The organism is Rouxiella aceris (assembly GCF_012933545.1).
Classification (GTDB): Bacteria; Pseudomonadota; Gammaproteobacteria; order Enterobacterales; family Enterobacteriaceae; genus Rouxiella; species Rouxiella aceris.
This window is the reverse complement of record NZ_JAADJU010000006.1, coordinates 290,346-308,416: the sequence shown is the minus strand read 5'-3', so window position 1 is coordinate 308,416 and position 18,071 is coordinate 290,346. Positions and strand designations below refer to the sequence as shown.

16 protein-coding genes are annotated in these 18,071 nt (G+C 53.1%); 2 read left to right on the top strand and 14 right to left on the bottom strand.

The window, feature by feature from the left end; genetic code table 11:
• Positions 1-76: 76 nt before the first annotated feature.
• The 14 genes from rpoS to cysG form a co-directional block, all read right to left on the bottom strand.
• On the bottom strand, positions 77-1,078 hold the full coding sequence (gene rpoS, locus GW590_RS13460) for an RNA polymerase sigma factor RpoS (RefSeq protein ID WP_169403558.1): 1,002 nt from the start codon (positions 1,076-1,078) through the stop codon (positions 77-79).
• Between the two features lie 51 nt (positions 1,079-1,129).
• Positions 1,130-2,314, bottom strand: a complete 1,185-nt coding sequence (gene nlpD / locus GW590_RS13455; RefSeq protein ID WP_169403557.1) for a murein hydrolase activator NlpD — start codon at positions 2,312-2,314, stop codon at positions 1,130-1,132.
• A 261-nt stretch (positions 2,315-2,575) separates the two neighbouring features.
• The gene (locus GW590_RS13450) at positions 2,576-3,202 is read right to left on the bottom strand and encodes a protein-L-isoaspartate(D-aspartate) O-methyltransferase (protein WP_169403556.1); all 627 of its coding nucleotides are present in this window, start codon (positions 3,200-3,202) and stop codon (positions 2,576-2,578) included.
• Complete coding sequence (gene surE, locus GW590_RS13445) at positions 3,192-3,959, bottom strand: 5'/3'-nucleotidase SurE (protein WP_211186774.1); 768 nt, start codon at positions 3,957-3,959, stop codon at positions 3,192-3,194. The genes GW590_RS13450 and surE overlap by 11 nt, the downstream gene beginning before the upstream one ends.
• Before the next feature lie 833 nt (positions 3,960-4,792).
• Positions 4,793-8,776 (bottom strand): hypothetical protein, encoded by a 3,984-nt coding sequence (locus GW590_RS13440; RefSeq protein ID WP_169403555.1) that lies wholly within the window; start codon positions 8,774-8,776, stop codon positions 4,793-4,795.
• A 360-nt stretch (positions 8,777-9,136) separates the two neighbouring features.
• Positions 9,137-10,183 carry a tRNA pseudouridine(13) synthase TruD gene (gene truD / locus GW590_RS13435; protein WP_169403554.1) on the bottom strand — a complete coding sequence of 349 codons (1,047 nt, stop codon included), beginning with the start codon at positions 10,181-10,183 and terminating at the stop codon, positions 9,137-9,139.
• A 4-nt stretch (positions 10,184-10,187) separates the two neighbouring features.
• Positions 10,188-10,661: a 2-C-methyl-D-erythritol 2,4-cyclodiphosphate synthase gene (ispF, locus tag GW590_RS13430; RefSeq protein ID WP_169403553.1), complete on the bottom strand. Its 474-nt coding sequence runs from the start codon at positions 10,659-10,661 to the stop codon at positions 10,188-10,190.
• Positions 10,661-11,380 carry a 2-C-methyl-D-erythritol 4-phosphate cytidylyltransferase gene (gene ispD / locus GW590_RS13425; protein ID WP_169403552.1) on the bottom strand — a complete coding sequence of 240 codons (720 nt, stop codon included), beginning with the start codon at positions 11,378-11,380 and terminating at the stop codon, positions 10,661-10,663. Before ispD ends, ispF begins: the two co-directional genes overlap by 1 nt.
• The gene (ftsB, locus tag GW590_RS13420; RefSeq protein ID WP_169403551.1) at positions 11,377-11,706 is read right to left on the bottom strand and encodes a cell division protein FtsB; all 330 of its coding nucleotides are present in this window, start codon (positions 11,704-11,706) and stop codon (positions 11,377-11,379) included. Before ftsB ends, ispD begins: the two co-directional genes overlap by 4 nt.
• 193 nt (positions 11,707-11,899) lie before the next feature.
• Positions 11,900-12,244 carry a DUF3561 family protein gene (locus GW590_RS13415; protein WP_169403550.1) on the bottom strand — a complete coding sequence of 115 codons (345 nt, stop codon included), beginning with the start codon at positions 12,242-12,244 and terminating at the stop codon, positions 11,900-11,902.
• 61 nt (positions 12,245-12,305) lie between these two features.
• A complete protein-coding gene (gene cysC / locus GW590_RS13410) occupies positions 12,306-12,974 on the bottom strand; it encodes an adenylyl-sulfate kinase (RefSeq protein ID WP_211186761.1) in 669 nt (222 codons plus the stop codon).
• Positions 12,913-14,340 carry a sulfate adenylyltransferase subunit CysN gene (gene cysN / locus GW590_RS13405; protein WP_169403548.1) on the bottom strand — a complete coding sequence of 476 codons (1,428 nt, stop codon included), beginning with the start codon at positions 14,338-14,340 and terminating at the stop codon, positions 12,913-12,915. The genes cysC and cysN overlap by 62 nt, the downstream gene beginning before the upstream one ends.
• 12 nt (positions 14,341-14,352) lie before the next feature.
• Complete coding sequence (gene cysD / locus GW590_RS13400) at positions 14,353-15,261, bottom strand: sulfate adenylyltransferase subunit CysD (protein ID WP_140472965.1); 909 nt, start codon at positions 15,259-15,261, stop codon at positions 14,353-14,355.
• Positions 15,262-15,270: 9 nt separating this feature from the next.
• Positions 15,271-16,695 (bottom strand): siroheme synthase CysG, encoded by a 1,425-nt coding sequence (gene cysG, locus GW590_RS13395; RefSeq protein ID WP_169403547.1) that lies wholly within the window; start codon positions 16,693-16,695, stop codon positions 15,271-15,273.
• 583 nt (positions 16,696-17,278) lie between these two features.
• On the opposite strand from cysG, the gene GW590_RS13390 reads away from it, so the two are divergent.
• Positions 17,279-17,431 carry a type I toxin-antitoxin system Hok family toxin gene (locus GW590_RS13390; RefSeq protein ID WP_169403545.1) on the top strand — a complete coding sequence of 51 codons (153 nt, stop codon included), beginning with the start codon at positions 17,279-17,281 and terminating at the stop codon, positions 17,429-17,431.
• 409 nt (positions 17,432-17,840) lie between these two features.
• Positions 17,841-17,993 carry a type I toxin-antitoxin system Hok family toxin gene (locus tag GW590_RS13385; RefSeq protein ID WP_169403545.1) on the top strand — a complete coding sequence of 51 codons (153 nt, stop codon included), beginning with the start codon at positions 17,841-17,843 and terminating at the stop codon, positions 17,991-17,993.
• Positions 17,994-18,071 lie beyond the last annotated feature (78 nt).

The following is an 18,071-nucleotide window of genomic DNA, read 5'->3' as shown; positions in this document are numbered from 1 at the left end:
TTTACACTCCACCTTTTTATATCTTGTCGCGGTTTTAGCTTCGAAAATTAAAAACCGCGTAGTCTGTCATTACGCATTATTCACGAAACAATGCTTCAATGCTCAGACCCTGACCCTGCAGAATTTCCCGCAGGCGACGCAAGCCTTCAACCTGAATCTGACGTACGCGTTCGCGCGTAAGGCCGATTTCCCGGCCAACATCTTCAAGAGTAGCCGCTTCATAACCCAGCAGACCGAAACGACGCGCCAGCACTTCACGCTGTTTGGCATTTAGCTCAAACAACCACTTCACGATGCTGTGTTTCATATCATCGTCTTGGGTGGTGTCTTCCGGACCGTTTTCTTTCTCGTCGGCCAGAATATCTAACAGCGCTTTCTCCGAGTCGCCACCCAATGGGGTATCGACAGAAGTAATACGCTCATTCAGGCGCAACATACGGCTGACGTCATGCACTGGTTTATCAAGCTGTTCGGCGATCTCTTCGGCGCTTGGCTCGTGATCGAGCTTGTGCGCCAGTTCGCGCGCGGTACGCAGATAAACGTTAAGCTCTTTAACAATGTGGATCGGCAAACGAATAGTACGGGTTTGGTTCATGATCGCCCGTTCAATGGTCTGTCGGATCCACCAGGTCGCATAGGTAGAAAATCTAAAACCACGTTCAGGGTCAAATTTTTCAACCGCACGGATCAGACCCAGGTTACCTTCCTCGATCAGATCAAGCAGTGCCAGGCCGCGATTACTGTAGCGGCGGGCAATCTTAACCACCAAACGCAGGTTACTTTCTATCATGCGGCGGCGAGATGGCACATCACCACGCAACGCACGCCGTGCGAAATAAACTTCCTCTTCTGCGGTAAGCAAAGGAGAGTAACCAATTTCACCAAGGTACAGTTGAGTTGCATCCAGCACTCTTTGGCTTACAGCCTGTGATAACAGCTCTTCTTCGGCATCAGCGTCAGAAACATCGTTATCTACAGACTCCTCGATCGAAGCTTTTTCGTCGAAGGCCTCAACGCTGTTCTCGTCGAAATCTACATCATCGTGTAACTCGTTAACTTTCAGCGTATTCTGACTCATAAGCTGCTCCTACCCGTGGTCCCAAGAGCAGAAATTAAGAATCTGCCCGGCTTATCGCTGCGGAAGATAACGCAGCGGGTTTACGGATTTCCCCTTGTAACGAATTTCAAAATGTAATCTTACTGAGCTGGTTCCGGTGCTACCCATAGTCGCTATTTTTTGTCCCGCCTGCACTTCTTGTTGTTCCCGGACCAGCATTGAATCGTTATGTGCATAGGCGCTCAAGTAATCATCATTGTGTTTGATGATGATCAGATTACCATAACCACGCAGCGCATTACCTGCATACACCACACGCCCACTGGCAGTGGCAAACACAGATTGACCACGTGAACCGGCAATATCGATCCCCTTATTTCCCCCTTCAGAAGCTGAGAAATTATCGATAATTTTCCCGTCAGTCGGCCATTTCCAAGAGGAAACAGGACCGCCATTGCTCGTTGTACTGACGACGGGAGTGCTCGGTGCGGTAACAGGTGCTGTTGTTGTCGCCACAACCCCTGCTGTAGGCAACATCTTACCTACATTCTGTTTACTAGAAGAATCAGAATACGTGGTAGTTGGTTGAGATGCAACCACTGGACCCTGCAACATGCCACCTGAAGGCGCTTTTGTTACCCCCCCGTGAGTGGCATCAGAGGTTGCCAACATCCCGCCATTTGTTGCCGGTGAAGTTGCCAGCATGCCACCGTTACTTGCCGTGGAAGAGACATTATTGATCTGGATGGTCTGTCCTACCTCAAGACCGTAAGGTTCAGGAATATTGTTGCGTGCAGCGAGATCGCGGAAGTCATTACCGGTGATCCAGGCGATGTAAAACAGGGTATCACCACGCTTGACCTGATAGGTGCTACCGCTGTAGCTGCCCTTCGGAATACTGTTATAACTGCGGTTATAAACGATATGTCCCTGGGCATTAATCATTGGCGCATTGGCGCTGGAATTCGGAGTATTCCGACCCCCAATATTGCCCTGGCTGACCGGAACAGCCTGAGTAACCTTAGGGCCATGCAGCATGCCGCCGCCACTATTACTCTGCAGCATACCGCCGCTACTGTTGCCCTGAAGCATACCGCCGCCACCGTTGCCTTGCAGCATGCCCCCACCCCCGTTAACGCTGCTAATCGGCGCGGAGGTTGTGGCATTATTATTATTGCTACACCCCGCGAGCCAGGCGCCAACAAATGTACATACCGCAATGCGGCCTAAGGTTTTAATTGGGCTTCCCGTGCTCATAACTCCCCCATAACAGCAAATCAGAATCTATCTCGGTGCAGCACTCAACGATGTCCGGCTCTTGTGAAGAACGTAATAACAACGAAGAGCAGCCCGTTGACCTCAAGGTGGCAGATAACCGACACCCCGATGGCGATAGTTAAAAAAACTGTGAGAATAAAAAATGTTAGTGAATGCTATCAACAACGCAACTTTTGCACCATAAAACAGTTGTATATAAATTTTAAGGGGTTAGCGGCTGACAGCGATAAAAATGGGTCATCAGGCCAACTCGCCTTTGACTAAGGGCACAAAACGAACAGCTTCAATCGTTTCGATAGTAAAGTCGTTTGCACGTCGCACAATACGCTGCAACGTCTGATTTTGTTCGCCGACCGGCAGCACCATGATCCCGCCGTCATCGAGCTGAGTCATCAAATCCTGAGGGATCTCCGGCGGTGCGGCGGTAACAATAATGGCATTAAAGGGACCACGCGATGGCCAACCTTCCCAGCCGTCGCCGTGGCGGGTGGAAACATTATGCAGGTCCAGCTGTTTCAGACGGCGCTTGGCCTGCCACTGCAGACCCTTGATCCTTTCTACAGAAAAAACGTGCTCAACCAAATGCGCCAGAATAGCGGTCTGGTAGCCGGAACCGGTGCCGATTTCCAACACTCGCGACTGAGGTTGCAGACACAAGAGTTCGGTCATGCGCGCCACGGTATAAGGCTGGGAAATGGTTTGCCCAAGCCCAATGGGCAATGCTGTATTCTCATAAGCCTTATGCTGAAAAGCTTCATCAACAAAGCGCTCACGGGGGACAGATTCGATCGCATGCAGCAACTGCTCATCGCTGATGCCCTGCTTTCGTAGCTGCTCAAGCAAATTGTACATTGGCTTAGTCACCATTCCCGCTCACCTCGGCTTTGGCTAACCACGTTCTGACAATGTCTTGCGCTGCATAGGCCGTCAAATCTACATGCAAAGGGGTTATGGAAACGTAGCCCTCGGCAACGGCAGCAAAGTCGGTGTCTGCCGCCACGTCAAACTTCTCACCCGGCGGGCCTATCCAGTACAAGTCCTGACCGCGGGGGTCCTGCTGACAAAATACCTGTTCCGCAGGATGACGGCTACCACAGCGTGTAACGCGCAGCCCTTTAATTTCATCCAGTGGCAGATCGGGAACATTGACATTAAGAATACGCCCGGTACGCAGCGGTTCTTTGGCCAGCATCTGCACCAGACGGCAAGTAATGGCGGCGGCAGTGGCATAATGGCGATGGCCATCCAGGGAGACGGCAAGCGCAGGATAACCCAGATGGCGCCCCTCCATAGCGGCAGCCACAGTGCCGGAGTAGATGACATCATCACCCAGATTGGGGCCAGCGTTAATTCCGGACACGACAATATCCGGACGTGGTCGCATCAGGGTATTAACCCCGAGATAGACGCAATCCGTCGGTGTGCCATTAATTACCGCACAGTCACCGTTGGGATAAGTTTGAATACGCAAAGGGGAGTCAAGCGTCAGCGCGTTTGAGGCACCGCTGCGATTGCGATCGGGAGCCACCAACCTGACATCGGCAAATTCCCGCAGTGCAGCGGCCAGCGTTTGAATACCGGGGGCTGACACGCCATCATCATTACTCAACAATATCCGTATCAAAGATGTCATGCCTTGTTCTCGTTAGAGTGCAAAAAAAATCCTCTGATTGTCATCCGTCTATTCCCCTTTACTCCCCCCGCGACCCTGCTGAAGGTTTTGGCTTTCCAGCCGCATCTGTCAGGGCAAAGTGTAGTCGAGCGCGGTCTGAACCGGAAATGATTATAACCCTTGTCCCCGGCGTTGCTACAGAGAAAAATCCGGCTTATTAAGAATAATTTACCAATCGTTGGGAAATAAAAAATAGCCCTTATTTCTTTGGCCATCGATAACAATTAACTGAAAAGAACACTCTTTATTTACACTCTAAAACCGTCTTAAATAACAGATAACTCTTGTGCCATCATGACGGAAATGAATTAAGACAAAATGTAATGTATATATACCTAACCGCGAAAATTTCATCTGCGCTGTTATTTAGTAAAAGTAAAACTGATAAGGACATATCGGTGAAAAAAACCTATACACTTGGGAAAGTAGCCACCTGGCTGGCTTGATATGATCTGCCGGGACTATCAGGTCAGTTTTTTGTGCTCACGAACAACAACGATACTATGCCATCGATTGCAGGTAAAAATTAATGATCGGTTATTGACATAATCCTGACCAAGCGTCCTCCGGAGATTATGCCCAAAGCTATCCATTAAAAATGGATCTCAAGGATATCCCCAAAGAATATAACCTGATGATGGTTTCCTTTATGAAATCCAGCGACAGCAAAAGTAGGTCTACTTTTATTCCTTACGATGGCACAAGGTGGAAAATAACGCGGCATCTTGGCAACCTCAACGCTGGCAGAAACCAGGTTGAAGTTGCTGGCAAGTGGCGGTTTAACGTTAAGTACGTTGCCGTTTTGCCGGCACCTGCTGCCGCTGTCCATTTGCTGATGAGGTATGGGTTAAATGAGTGTTGGCAGCATCTAAATCTATTATGCCAGGTGCTGGCGAGGCTGCAGGTGTGCGATCCCGATATTCAACGCCGGTAAAATCCAACGGCACAGGTGCTGGCGAGGGTGTCGGGGTGCGATCCCGATACTCAATGCCGGTAAAATCTAACGGGCCAGGTGCCGGCGACTGGATCGGTGTCCGATCGCGGTACTCGATGCCGCTAAAATCCAGCGGACCTGGCGAGGGTAGCGGGGTGCGGTCCCGGTACTCCACTCCGGTAAAATCAACACCAGCAGAGGGTTGGGAAACCGGATAAGGCAGAGTAAAACCATCGCGATCGGTTCGGTGCGAAAAAGCTCTTTGCACCATGGGCAAATCGATCTGCGGTCGGATTGCCGGCGGTAATTGCCGCAAGGCATGGTACAGCTCCGGGGATAACAGCCCGACCGGCCGACCTTCTGCGGCAAGCAACGCAGTGAGTCTGCTATTGACGGCTACCCCCTCGCCCTCAAATCTCTGCCATTGATTGCGCACCCAAGTCACCACCTCAGGTCTGACCTTGACCGTCGCCTGAGCAAGCGCGTTGCGCACAATCCTGATACTCAAATCCGGTCTTTCACTTTCCGGCAACTGCCGCAAGGCATAGTGTAGCTCGGCGGCGGAAACACCCGCCGGTCGCCCCGAGCAGGCCAGCAGGGCATCAATTCTACTAAGCTCCGGGGTTGCCGTGAGTCGCCCCCAGTTATCACGCACCCAGTTGACCACCTCGACTCTCGCCCTGCTGGTGGCCAGAGTGAGGGCATTCTGTACTGTCCCCAGCATTACATTCGGTTTGACCTCTGCCGGCAATTGCATAATGGCATTATGCAGCTCCCCGCCCAAGATGCCTGGTGGTCGGTTATCCATGGCCAACAAGGCTTCCAGCCGGGTATTCATCGACGGGCCATGCGTCAAAGTCGCGGCCCAGTTATTACGCACCCAGGCCACCACCTCCGGTCTGGCATTGGCGCTAGCCTGAGAAAGTGCCCGCTGGACAGTTTTAAGACCAATAACTGGTCTTTGCTCTGCGGGCAGATTACGCAGGGCATTATGTAACTCCAGGCCGGTTATCGCGTCTGGCCGCCCTTCGCAAGCCAGCAGCGCCATGAGTTGACCATGCAGCATGCCGGAGGCGGCTCCCCAGTGGCTCTGCACCCAACTCATCACTTCTGGCCTAACTTGGGCGTTGTTCAAAGTGAAGGCATTTTTTATTGTCCCCAGACTCATTTCAGGTCTGATATTTTCGGGCAATCGCCTTAATGCCCGGTATAGCACTCCTGACGTCAACCCTTCGGGGATATCTTCACGAGCCAATAACGCGTTGAGCCTGGCGTTAACCGCAGCCCCGGCGACCGACGTTGCCTGCCAGTTATCTGCCACCCAGGTGGTGACACCTTCTCTAACGTTAAGCACCGACTGCGTAATGGCTTCCTGGACGGCTCGCAGACTGATATCCGGGCGGATAGTCTCCGGTAGCCGCCGCAAGGCAGCATGTAACTGCAAGGCTGAACATGCTGGTTTATTCTCAACGGCAAACAGCATATCGAGTCGGTCTTTCACCGAGATTTCTGTATTGCGCAGCCAATGATTTTCCACCCAGGTGCTCAACTCGGGGCTGACGCTCACCGAAGCCTGGGTAAGCGCCGCCTGGACGGTCCTGAAACTCACTTCAGGGCGGATATTGATAGGGAGTGTTCGCAGCGCATCGTGCAATTCCGCGGCGGTAAAATTTGGTCTGTCCGGACGGGACAGCAGTGCTTCAAGCTTGGCGGAGGCAGAAGGTCCCGCCGTCATGGCTGCATACCAATGACTCTCGACCCAGCGGGCCACTTCGACCCTGCGCGGCTGACTTAGCTGCGCCAGCGATAGTTCCGACGCGCCAAGCTCCTCCTCCGTCGGATGTGCCCCACCGGGTAATCCAACCACCTGATCCTCGGCATCAATAGATTTGCCGGTCGCCCGAAAGCTGCGCATTGCCGAGTCAAAGTGATAGGTCGCCTTGATCCCCGCCGGGGAAATCGGTGCATACTCCTCGCTGACTGAGCCATCACGGTTGATCACCTCGACGGGGGTAAAATTGCGCGCCACCAGCTCGGCCTCCGTTGGTTGTTGCCAGATTGCCAGCTCTTGCGCGGTCATCAGCCGCAGTTCGCCATCACTTCCCGTGGTAAAATGCCGCCCTGGCTGACGATCCGCCGGAAACAGTTCACGGAAGTGCCCGCTACTCTCCTCGCTCACCGGTCGATATCTCAGGGGGTCACCTTGCTGTTGCACATACTGTTTGCCACTCTCCTGATGCCGCCAAAGATTGGCATAGCGTGTATCCGCCACCAGCCTGGGTTCATCCACCACTTTTGACTCCAGCCAGCGTAATGCCGGGGCAGCCTCATGTTTGCTCTGCGTCGGCATTTGCGTGGGCAAATTAAGCAAAGACTGTAGCGCCCCGGCGGCTTCATCTTCGGTCATCGGTAAATTGAGCAAGGCTTTACCCAGCCCGGTCACCAGCCAACTGCCGATCTCCAGACCGGTAGCAGCCCCTGATGATTGCGAAAAGAAGATAAAGTAGAGGCAGGTATCGAGCCCCTTGGCGATCCGTCCGCCGAGGCTGCTATCATCGGGATATTCCCCGGTATCAATAAAATGTCCCAGCCTTTGCTGGGCAGCAGTATTGCCCAAAGAAGAGCTAACCAGTTCAACCGTACCGTACAGTGGGTTTCTGATCATCATGCCGAGGATCAGCAAACGCATTCCCCAGCTCTCGCGTTCCGTCAGCGTCCGCTGCCCCCGGTTGCGCAGCTCAGTAAGGACGTCATAGCCCTTGTCGGCACTGTTCCATTGCAGCGGCAGCGGCGGGAGCTTGCCCTCGGGATCGATGGCCGCAGGCAGTCTGGTACTGCCGATCTTAACGCTAACGTCATGGGTGACGTGCAGAAAGTTTTGCCCGCTTTGCAGCAGGTTATCCGCTCCCACCTGTTGTCGGGGGGGAGGGCCTGGGTCAATGCCGTAGAGCCGGGCTTTGCCCAGTACCGTCAGCAGGGTATTGACCAATGACGGATCAAGCATGAGGATCCATTTGCCGGTTTGCTTGACAATCTTCAGCGGCGGCCAGTCGGCCATATCTTTGCCGACCGGGGTCTTGATAAAATATTCGCTCTCTTGCCTGATAGCTGGCGGGAGTTGCCCGCCGCTGGGGGTGCCCATACTGTTGCGCGTGATGGGATGCATAATGACGACGTCTTTCTTTTGCTCGGCAATGGGAAACACCCGACCATTAATCCTCACCCAGATATTCTGCCCTCGCTTGAGCAGCGTGTTATCAGGCAGCTCGGCATCGGTCACCGGTCCCCCCTGATAACGGTAGAAACTCTCCGCCATGGCATTAAGCAACACATTAGGCTCAACCTGCCAACTGCGGGTTTTACTGTCAAAAACCACCTTCATCGGCGGATAGCCTTGCTGCGTCAGCGCCTTGTTCCAGGTTTCCTGCACCGAAAAATCATGCCAGCGCACCTGAAAACGCGTTGCTAACGCATCCGGCGGGTTGCCGGTGGTTGCGGTGTGTGGATGACTGATGCTAAAGATACCGGCTTGCTGGTCCTGACTCAGCGCATGGTCCTGGGCAACCGGGTCTTTGGTTGCTCCCTTTTTAAGTGCATAAGCTGGCAGAACAATCTGACTCTCATAGTCAACGCGCAAGCTGCCATCGCTCTGGCGAGTAATATTATGCGGCTGCCGAGGCGAATCGCGCCGTCCGCGACCTCGCCCGGCAGGACGATTGATTGCTGCAGACGTTGCATACTGCCTGGCGGCACGCAGGGTGGCGGGCAGTTTTTCCAAGTTGGCGGTTGATGGCGAAGGGGGGGATAAACTTGCGTTAACAGGCAATAGTGACATGATGCGCTCCTCTGCTGAATTCAGGGTAACCCTACTGCGAACACCGGCGGGGAATATGTCGATATAAGCAATAAGTGTCGGGCAGAGGGCAAGAGTTCCTGTCACTTTATCCCAGGTAACGGCAGAGGCTGGCCATCGGCAATCGCGGTGAAATCAGTAAGGGAAAGGCAGCGGTCGGGAGGAAAGCAGGAGCATCAGAGATAATTCAGGTATTTGATCCCGTTATTATCAGCATCGAGATACACGGGCATGGCACATCCCATGGCCGCTCCAGCGGGCAAGCCCGCTACGACCCCAGGATGTGCTCACCCTAAAATAGACTTGCTACAACAGGCGGCCTCATCAAGATAAGGAGGTTTATTATTCGCCGATATCCATTTCACCGGCGTCCTGGCCCATGATTTCTCTGACCAGACTGGTGGCAAAACTGCCCGCCGGTAGCCAGAATTTCAGTTCCAGTGTCGCCTCATCCCAGGCTTTCCAGCTCAGGTTTTGCGGGTGCAGCATAATGGCACGACGGGCCGGTTCGACGCGTTCGCGTTTCAGCAACGACAGTAACGCAGTCTGCTCGGCAATGCAGGATTGCTCAAACGCCTCGGCATCAAGCTGCGATCCCAGCGGACCGTCTCCCGGCAGCGGCGCGGTAATTAACAACTCACCGCTGGCAACACGAGACTGCACCGACTCCAGCTCTTCGGCCTTGGCGACAAACCAGCTACCGCGCCCGCTTAACTGCAAGGCATCACCCAGCATGGCTTCATTCATCAACCCCTGAGCAAGACGTTGACTGGCAATAATATTAAACAACGCACTGCGGCTGGCGGAAAGATAAAAGCTGCGCTTCGGGCGCTCTTTTACGTGGATCTCATTTTTGGCCCAGCGAGTCGCCTGCACCAGGTTATTGCCGCCGCGGCCAAAACGCTGCACACCAAAATAGTTAGGCACGCCCTGTGAGACGATCTTTTGCAGGCGTTGCTCGATATCGGCCAAATCGCTCAACTGGCGCAGAACCAGGGTGAAGGCATTGCCTTTCAGGGTACCAATACGCATTTTTTTAAGATGGCGGGCAAAGCGCACCACCTCGCAACCTTCCAGCTCAAAACGGCTGAGATCCGGATTTTCCTTGCCAGGCAGATGCAGGCAGAACCACTGTTCGGTCACGGCGTGACGATCTTTCAGTCCTGCATAGCTGACGAAACGGGCCGGGATACCGGCGAAGCGGGCCAGCTGTTCGGCAACAAACTGGGTGTTACAGCCGTTTTTACGGATGCGCACCAGCAGATGTTCACCCTCGCCGTCGGGTTCAAAGCCGAGATCTTCTTCAACGATAAAATCTTCGGGATTGGCCTTGAGTTTACCGTTGCATAACGGCTTGCCGTACAGCCAGGTTAGCGTGTTCATATCCATGGCATCAGGCCTTAATCAACAGGGCAACGGCCTCGCAGGCGATCCCCTCACCGCGGCCGGTAAAGCCGAGATTTTCGGTAGTGGTGGCTTTCACATTAACGTCGTCCATATGACAACCGAGATCTTCAGCAAGGAACACGCGCATTTGCGGAATATGCGGCGCCATTTTTGGGGCCTGGGCAATAATGGTGATATCCAGATTGCCAAGACGATAGCCCTTGGCGCAAATTCGGCGATAGGCTTCACGCAGCAGCTCGCGGCTATCCGCGCCTTTGTAGGCCGGATCGGTATCCGGGAAAAGCTTGCCGATATCCCCAAGCGCAGCGGCACCCAGCAAAGCATCGGTCGCTGCATGCAGCGCCACATCACCGTCAGAATGCGCCAGCAGCCCCTGCGAGTAAGGGATGCGTACACCACCGATCACCAGCGGACCTTCGCCGCCGAATTTATGAACATCAAAACCGTGACCGATACGCATTATGCGCTCTCCTGTTGCTGCAACTGAGTTAAATAGAATGCCGCCAGTGCCAAATCTTCTGGCCTGGTGACTTTGATATTGTCCGATCTGCCGCTGACCAATTCGGGATGAAAACCACAATACTCCAGCGCGGAAGCTTCATCGGTAATGGTCGCCCCTTCGGCCAGCGCGCGGCCGAGGCAGGCTTTTAACAGCGCCAGTGGGAAAAACTGCGGCGTCAGGGCGTGCCATAAATCCTGGCGATCCACCGTGTGGGCGATCTGTTCGATACCCGGTTCGCCGCGTTTCATGGTGTCGCGTACCGGCGCGGCGAGGATACCGCCGACTTTGCTGGTTTCGGCAATCGCCAGCAGTCGTTGTAAATCATCGATATGCAGACAAGGGCGTGCGGCATCATGCACCAACACCCACTCGCTATCTCCGGCCCGTTGTAAACCGGCCATCACCGAATCGGCACGCTGCGCGCCGCCGATCACCACTTCAATACGCGGATCCCGTGCCAAGGGTAATGCGGCAAAAAAGGGATCCTGGGCACCAATGGCAATAATCACCTTTTTCACCCTCGGGCTACGCAGCAGCGCACACACCGCATGCTCGAGCAGGGTTTTGCCGTCGATAGTCAGGTATTGTTTGGGAAGTTCGCTGTGCATGCGGCTGCCAATACCCGCGGCGGGCAACACCGCAACGATATCGGCCAAGGAGACGGCTGTGTGACTCATGGATTATTGTTGGTTCTTACTTGCGTTGAGGTAGAAGCCTGATTGTGCTTACTTTGGTCTGGCACCAGGCGATAGAAACTCTCACCGGGCTTGATCATGCCCAGTTCATTGCGTGCGCGCTCTTCGATCGCTTCCTGACCCCCGTTAAGGTCGTCAATCTCGGCGAAGAGTTGATCGTTACGTGATTTGAGTTTGCCGTTGCTGGTCTGTTGCCCCTGCACATCGTCATTAACTCGCACGTAATCGTGAATACCATTCTTACCCAGCCACAGCGAATACTGTAGCCAGCCAAGTATAATCAATAATAGCAGCGTTAATTTGCCCATTCCGCCCCCTGAAAAAGCCGCTCAATCATCCCACAACTTTCACTTTGACTCCACAGTGAAGGGAAAATTGGCCCGCTGATCCGTAGTTAAAGCCGGAATAACGACGAGAATGACACATTGATTTACATACACGCAGAGGAAAACAGCAGAAAACCGGTAAAAAGCGCCCGTTTTTTCTGGCGACTGAGGGCGACTACCAACCACTTAGAAAGGAAAATACTGTCCAGAACATGCCCATCACCAGTAAACCGGTCAACACCAGGGTTTTCCACAAACTGCCGCCAAACAGCATACTGAAGGCAATACCTATCAACACCGAGATCGGCATCAGGGTAATAAAGAACGGCCAGGTATAAAGCAGAAAAAACAGGGTATTGGATCCGTAAACCAGAAAAGGGATCGCAAACGCCAGCCAGAAAAAGACAAAACCGGTGCACCCGCCCAGCAGCGAATAGGAAGGTTCTTCCTTTTCTTCTGCTTGCGTCAGCGGTGGTTTCTTACGGGTAATGTCGATAAGAAACCGACTTAACGTTTGCATAGCCTGACCCCTGTTATTTCACTGTAGACCGGCACGCTCTCTGGCGTTTTGCCGGCAACATTCAGGGATTGATAATACCGCGACGACGCAGTTCGGCTAATAATTGCGGCACCAAATGTGTTACCAATTGTTCACCATCAAGGTGGATATCTGCAGCTTCGGGCGATTCATAAACCGAGTCAATGCCGGTAAAATTTTTCAATTCTCCGGCGCGGGCTTTCTTGTATAACCCTTTCGGATCGCGGGCCTCACAGACCGCCAACGGCGTATCGACAAACACCTCGATAAACTGCCCCTCGTCGAGAAGCTGACGCACCATGTCACGTTCGGCACGGTGCGGAGAAATAAAGGCCGTCAGCACCAACTGGCCCGCATCGACCATCAGTTTTGCCACCTCACCGACACGACGAATATTTTCACGGCGATGATCATCCGAAAAACCCAGGTCACGGCAGAGTCCATGTCTGACGTTATCACCGTCAAGCAGATAGGTACTGATCCCCAGACTGAACAATGCTTGCTCCAGTGCCCCGGCCACCGTGGATTTTCCGGATCCGGACAGCCCGGTGAACCACAGTACCGCGCCTTGATGCCCATGCTGAGCTTCGCGATCCGCACGGGTTACCGCGTGTGGATGCCAGACGATATTTTCGTCCTGTATCGCCATCTTATTTGCCACCCAACAGATCGCGGGCTCCCCAGTGTGGGAAGTGACGACGAACCAGGGCATTGAGTTCCAGTTCAAAGGCACTGAAGGCGTCTTTTTCCTGATAAACCTGCTCGATGGTTTCGCGTACCAGCCCGGCACCGACGGTGACATTGGTCAGCCGATCGATAAAGATTAGGCCGCCGGTCACCGCGTTTTGTTGATAATTATCCAGCACCAGCGGTTCATCGAAGGCCAGCTCCACCAGACCAATACCGTTTAACGGCAGGCTATCGACCACACGCTGAGTCAGGGAGTTGATTTCCACCTGATAGCCGATGTTTTCCACCCGCGCGCGCGTCTTCTTGCCACCGACCTTGATATCATAGCTTTGACCGACGCTCAGCGGCTGTTCCGCCATCCATACCACGTCTACCTTGGCGTTCTGCACCGGTTTAACGGTCTCATTAACATCAACCAGCAGGTCACCGCGGCTGATATCCACTTCGCTGTCCAACACCAAAGTGATGGCGTCTCCGGCCCAGGCTTGCTGCAGGTCGCCATCAAAGGTCACAATGCGCGCAATGGTAGATTCAACGCCAGAAGGCAATACTTTGATTTTTTGCCCTACGCGCACCGAGCCGGAAGCCAGGGTTCCGGCATAGCCGCGAAAATCGAGGTTAGGACGGTTGACATACTGCACCGGGAAACGCATCGGCTGCTGCTCACGTACATTAATTATCTGTACGGTTTCCAGCACGTCCAGCAATGTCGGACCACTGTACCAAGGCATTTTCTGGCTTTCGCTGGCGACATTATCCCCTTCCAGAGCCGATAGCGGCACAAACTTGATATCCAGATCCGTCGGCAATTGTTGGGCAAAGGTCAGGTAATCCTGTTTAAACTGCTCAAACACCGCTTCGCTATAGTCGACCAAATCCATTTTATTGACCGCAACCACCAGATGGCGGATCCCCAGCAGGGTGGCAATAAAGCTGTGACGACGGGTTTGATCCAGCACGCCTTTACGGGCATCAATCAGCAGAATAGCCAAATCACAGGTAGAAGCACCGGTGGCCATATTGCGAGTGTACTGTTCATGTCCCGGGGTATCGGCAATAATAAACTTGCGTTTTTCGGTGGAGAAATAGCGGTAAGCGACATCAATGGTAATGCCCTGTTCGCGCTCAGCCTGCAGGCCGTCCACCAGCAGCGCCAAATCAATTTTTTCGCCCTGGGTGCCGTGACGTTTGCTGTCATTATGCAGCGAAGAGAGCTGATCTTCATAAATCTGACGGGTATCGTGCAACAAACGCCCAATCAAGGTACTTTTACCGTCATCGACGCTGCCGCAGGTTAAAAAGCGCAGCAGACTTTTGTGCTGTTGGGCATACAGATAGGCTTCGACGCCACCCTGCTCTGCGATTTGTTGTGCAATTGCGTTATTCATAGTCTGTGCTCCTTAGAAATACCCTTGACGCTTTTTAAGCTCCATCGAACCCGCCTGATCGCGGTCGATGGCACGCCCCTGACGTTCACTTGTCGTCGACACCAGCATCTCTTCGATGATTTCCGGCAGCGTTTGCGCTTCGGACTCCACCGCGCCGGTCAGCGGCCAACAGCCCAGGGTACGGAACCGAACCATTTTCTGTTCCACCACTTCACCCGGCTGCAAATCGATGCGATCGTCATCGACCATCAGCAGCATGCCGTCGCGTTCCAGAACCGGACGCGGGGCGGCGAGATACAGCGGTACAATCTCTATATTTTCCAGATAGATGTACTGCCAGATATCCAACTCCGTCCAGTTGGACAGCGGGAAAACGCGGATACTTTCGCCTTTGTTAATCTGGCCGTTGTAGTTGTGCCACAGCTCGGGACGCTGGTTTTTCGGATCCCAGCGGTGAAAGCGATCGCGGAAAGAGTAAATACGCTCTTTGGCGCGAGATTTTTCTTCGTCGCGACGCGCGCCACCAAAGGCAGCATCAAAACCGTATTTGTTCAGCGCCTGCTTTAACCCTTCGGTTTTCATAATATCGGTATGCTTGGCACTGCCGTGGACAAAGGGATTAATACCCATCGCCACGCCTTCCGGATTTTTATGCACCAGCAACTCAAAGCCATAATTTTTGGCAGTGCGATCGCGGAATTCGTACATCTCGCGGAATTTCCAGCCAGTATCAACATGCAGTAGCGGGAACGGCAAGGTACCCGGGAAAAAGGCCTTGCGCGCCAGATGCAGCATCACCGAGGAGTCTTTACCAATGGAATACATCATTACCGGGTTGGCGAATTCAGCCGCCACTTCGCGGATGATATGGATGCTTTCCGCCTCCAGTTGCCGTAAATGGGTGAGTCGTTTTTCGTCCATATCAGATCCTTAAGCCAAATTCACGACCGTCGGGCGTTGGGCGCCGAGGGTCTCTGGATGATGCCCAAACCAGGCGAGTTGGTGATGAAGTGCCACCACCTCACCGATCACCAACAGGGCCGGTGAAGGTGCCTGTTGGGCCAATTGTTCAAGATTGTTCAGCGTACCAATCAATACCTGCTGATCGACACGGGTACCGCGGCCAATCACCGCCACCGGCGTATCCGCAGCGCGGCCGTGGGCAATTAATTGATGACTGATGTCGGCGGCTTTCATTGCCCCCATATAAATCGCCAGCGTTTGTCGCCCCTTGGCCAATTCCGACCATTGCAGGCCTTCGCCATCGGGGCGGATCTGCCCGGTGATAAACATCACGCTTTGCGCATGGTCACGATGGGTCAGTGGTATGCCGGCATAGGCCGTGGCACCAGCGGCAGCGGTGATCCCCGGCACAACCTGAAAAGCAATACCCGCTGCAGCGACCGCTTGCAGCTCTTCGCCGCCACGGCCAAAGATAAAGGGATCGCCGCCTTTCAGCCTGACCACTTTCTTTCCCTGCTGCGCCAGCGTTACCAGCAAACGATTGGTTTCCTCCTGCATCACCGAGTGGTTACCTGCACGCTTGCCGACACAAATTTTTTCCGCATCCCGTCTGACCAGATCCAAGACTTCCTCACTGACCAGGTAGTCATACAGCACTACGTCGGCCTGCTGCATAACCTGCAGACCACGCAGCGTCAACAATCCCGGATCGCCGGGACCGGCACCCACCAGCGTCACCATCCCCTGATGGGTAGTGTCAGCCTCAGCGGCAATCTCCTGTTGCAGTACTTTTTCCGCTTCATGCCACTGTCCGGCGGCACTTAACAAGGAAAAACGTCCGTCAAAAGCCCGCTCCCAAAAGCGACGGCGGGCAGAGATCGTCGTAAAGCGCTGTTTGACCCGCTCGCGCCAGCTACCGGCGATAGTGGCCATTTTGCCAAGGCTGGCAGGCAACAGAGCTTCCAGCTTCTCACGCAACAGTCTGGCCAATACCGGCGCCTGCCCGCTTGAGGAAATCGCCACCACAATCGGTGAACGATCGACAATGGAGGGAAAGATAAAGGAACACATCGGCTGATCGTCGACCACGTTGGCCAGTAACCGACGCTGATTGGCTTCCTGATAGACACGCGCGTTAAGTTGCGCATTATCAGTAGCGGCAATCACCAGAAAGACATCATCAAGCTGCTCAGGCATAAAAGACTGGGCAAGCCAGTGGATGGCCGACTGCTGTCGCAGATGTTCGACTTCTGCAGAGAGTGTTTGCGCCACCACCCTGACCTCCGCTCCTGCACGCAGAAGAAGATCAATTTTGCGTGCAGCCACTTCGCCACCGCCAACGACCAGCACCGGACGTTGTTTCAGGTCGGCAAATAGAGGGAGATAGTCCACGACAGCCTTTAGTTATATCAAAATTAGATAACATAACTATACGGTGTGGCCCTTATCCAGATGAAATGACGAAATGGAATGATTAGTTCCAGAATGGAATATAGGCAACGATACTATGACGAACAAGAGTTTTCCTGGCTGCAAAAGGTAGGTCGCAGCGGTCTACTCACACGGCAATCATGCAAGCCTTTGGCAGCATGGCTGAAGGAAACGGCTCTGCAAACGATGCCGGCACCTTTTTGGATGACATAGTGGTCTTGATGCTCGAGATAAGGTACGCAATCAAGTGTCCATATAATAACAATGATATTTAAAATAATTATCCAAATAGTGATAATCATTCAATAAAAATATATTATTGAGAACCTTTAAAATTAAAAGTTAGTCATTTTACTATCGTCAAGATAATGAATTATTGATACTCTTTGGGTGGGTGCTCTGGATCTTTTGGTCCTGAGCATAATGCAATGGACGAAAAGAGAAAGGCCCCGAATTGATATTTATCAACCCGAGGCCAGTCTGCATGTTCAGCAACATCAGGTTAGCCTCTTACCCGCCGAAAGGCAAGGACAAGGAGGCCATCATGCCGCAAAAAATAGTCGTACTCAGTCTGGTTGTTATCTGCGTAACTATTGTTATGTTTACCTGGATAACCCGTAATACGCTTTGCGAGTTACGGATCAGACAAGGCAGCACGGAGGTAGCGGCCATTATGGCCTGTGACTCTTTAAGGTAAAGCAACCCAAGGCGGGGGTTCCCCCCCGCCTGTTGGACAGGCAGAGTTCCTGAGCACCCGCTTAATTTCTTAGCCAGCCTGCGGGCTGGCTTTTTTAATTACCGGCTGTATTGCCGATAAAACTCATTTAATATTTAAATAAATTAAATCAACATAATGAGAAGCGTCTCACAGCCATTTTTCAACGCCGAACAAAAACACTATCAATATTGATTTTACTCTCATCGAATAAATTGATTACTGATACTCTTTGGGCGGGTGCTCTGGATCTTTTGGTCCTGAGCATAATGCAATGGACAAAAAGAGAAAGGCCCCGAATTGATATTTATCAACCCGAGGCCACTCTGCATGTCCAAACAACATCAGGTTAGCCTCTTACCCGCCGAAAGGCAAGGACAAGGAGGCCATCATGCCGCAAAAAATAGTCGTACTCAGTCTGGTTGTTATCTGCGTAACTATTGTTATGTTTACCTGGATAACCCGTAATACGCTTTGCGAGTTACGGATCAGACAAGGCAGCACGGAGGTAGCGGCCATTATGGCCTGTGACTCTTTAAGGTAAAGCAACCCAAGGCGGGGGTTCGCCCCCGCCTGTTGGACAGGCAGAATTCCTGAGCACCCGCTTAATTTCTTGGCCAGC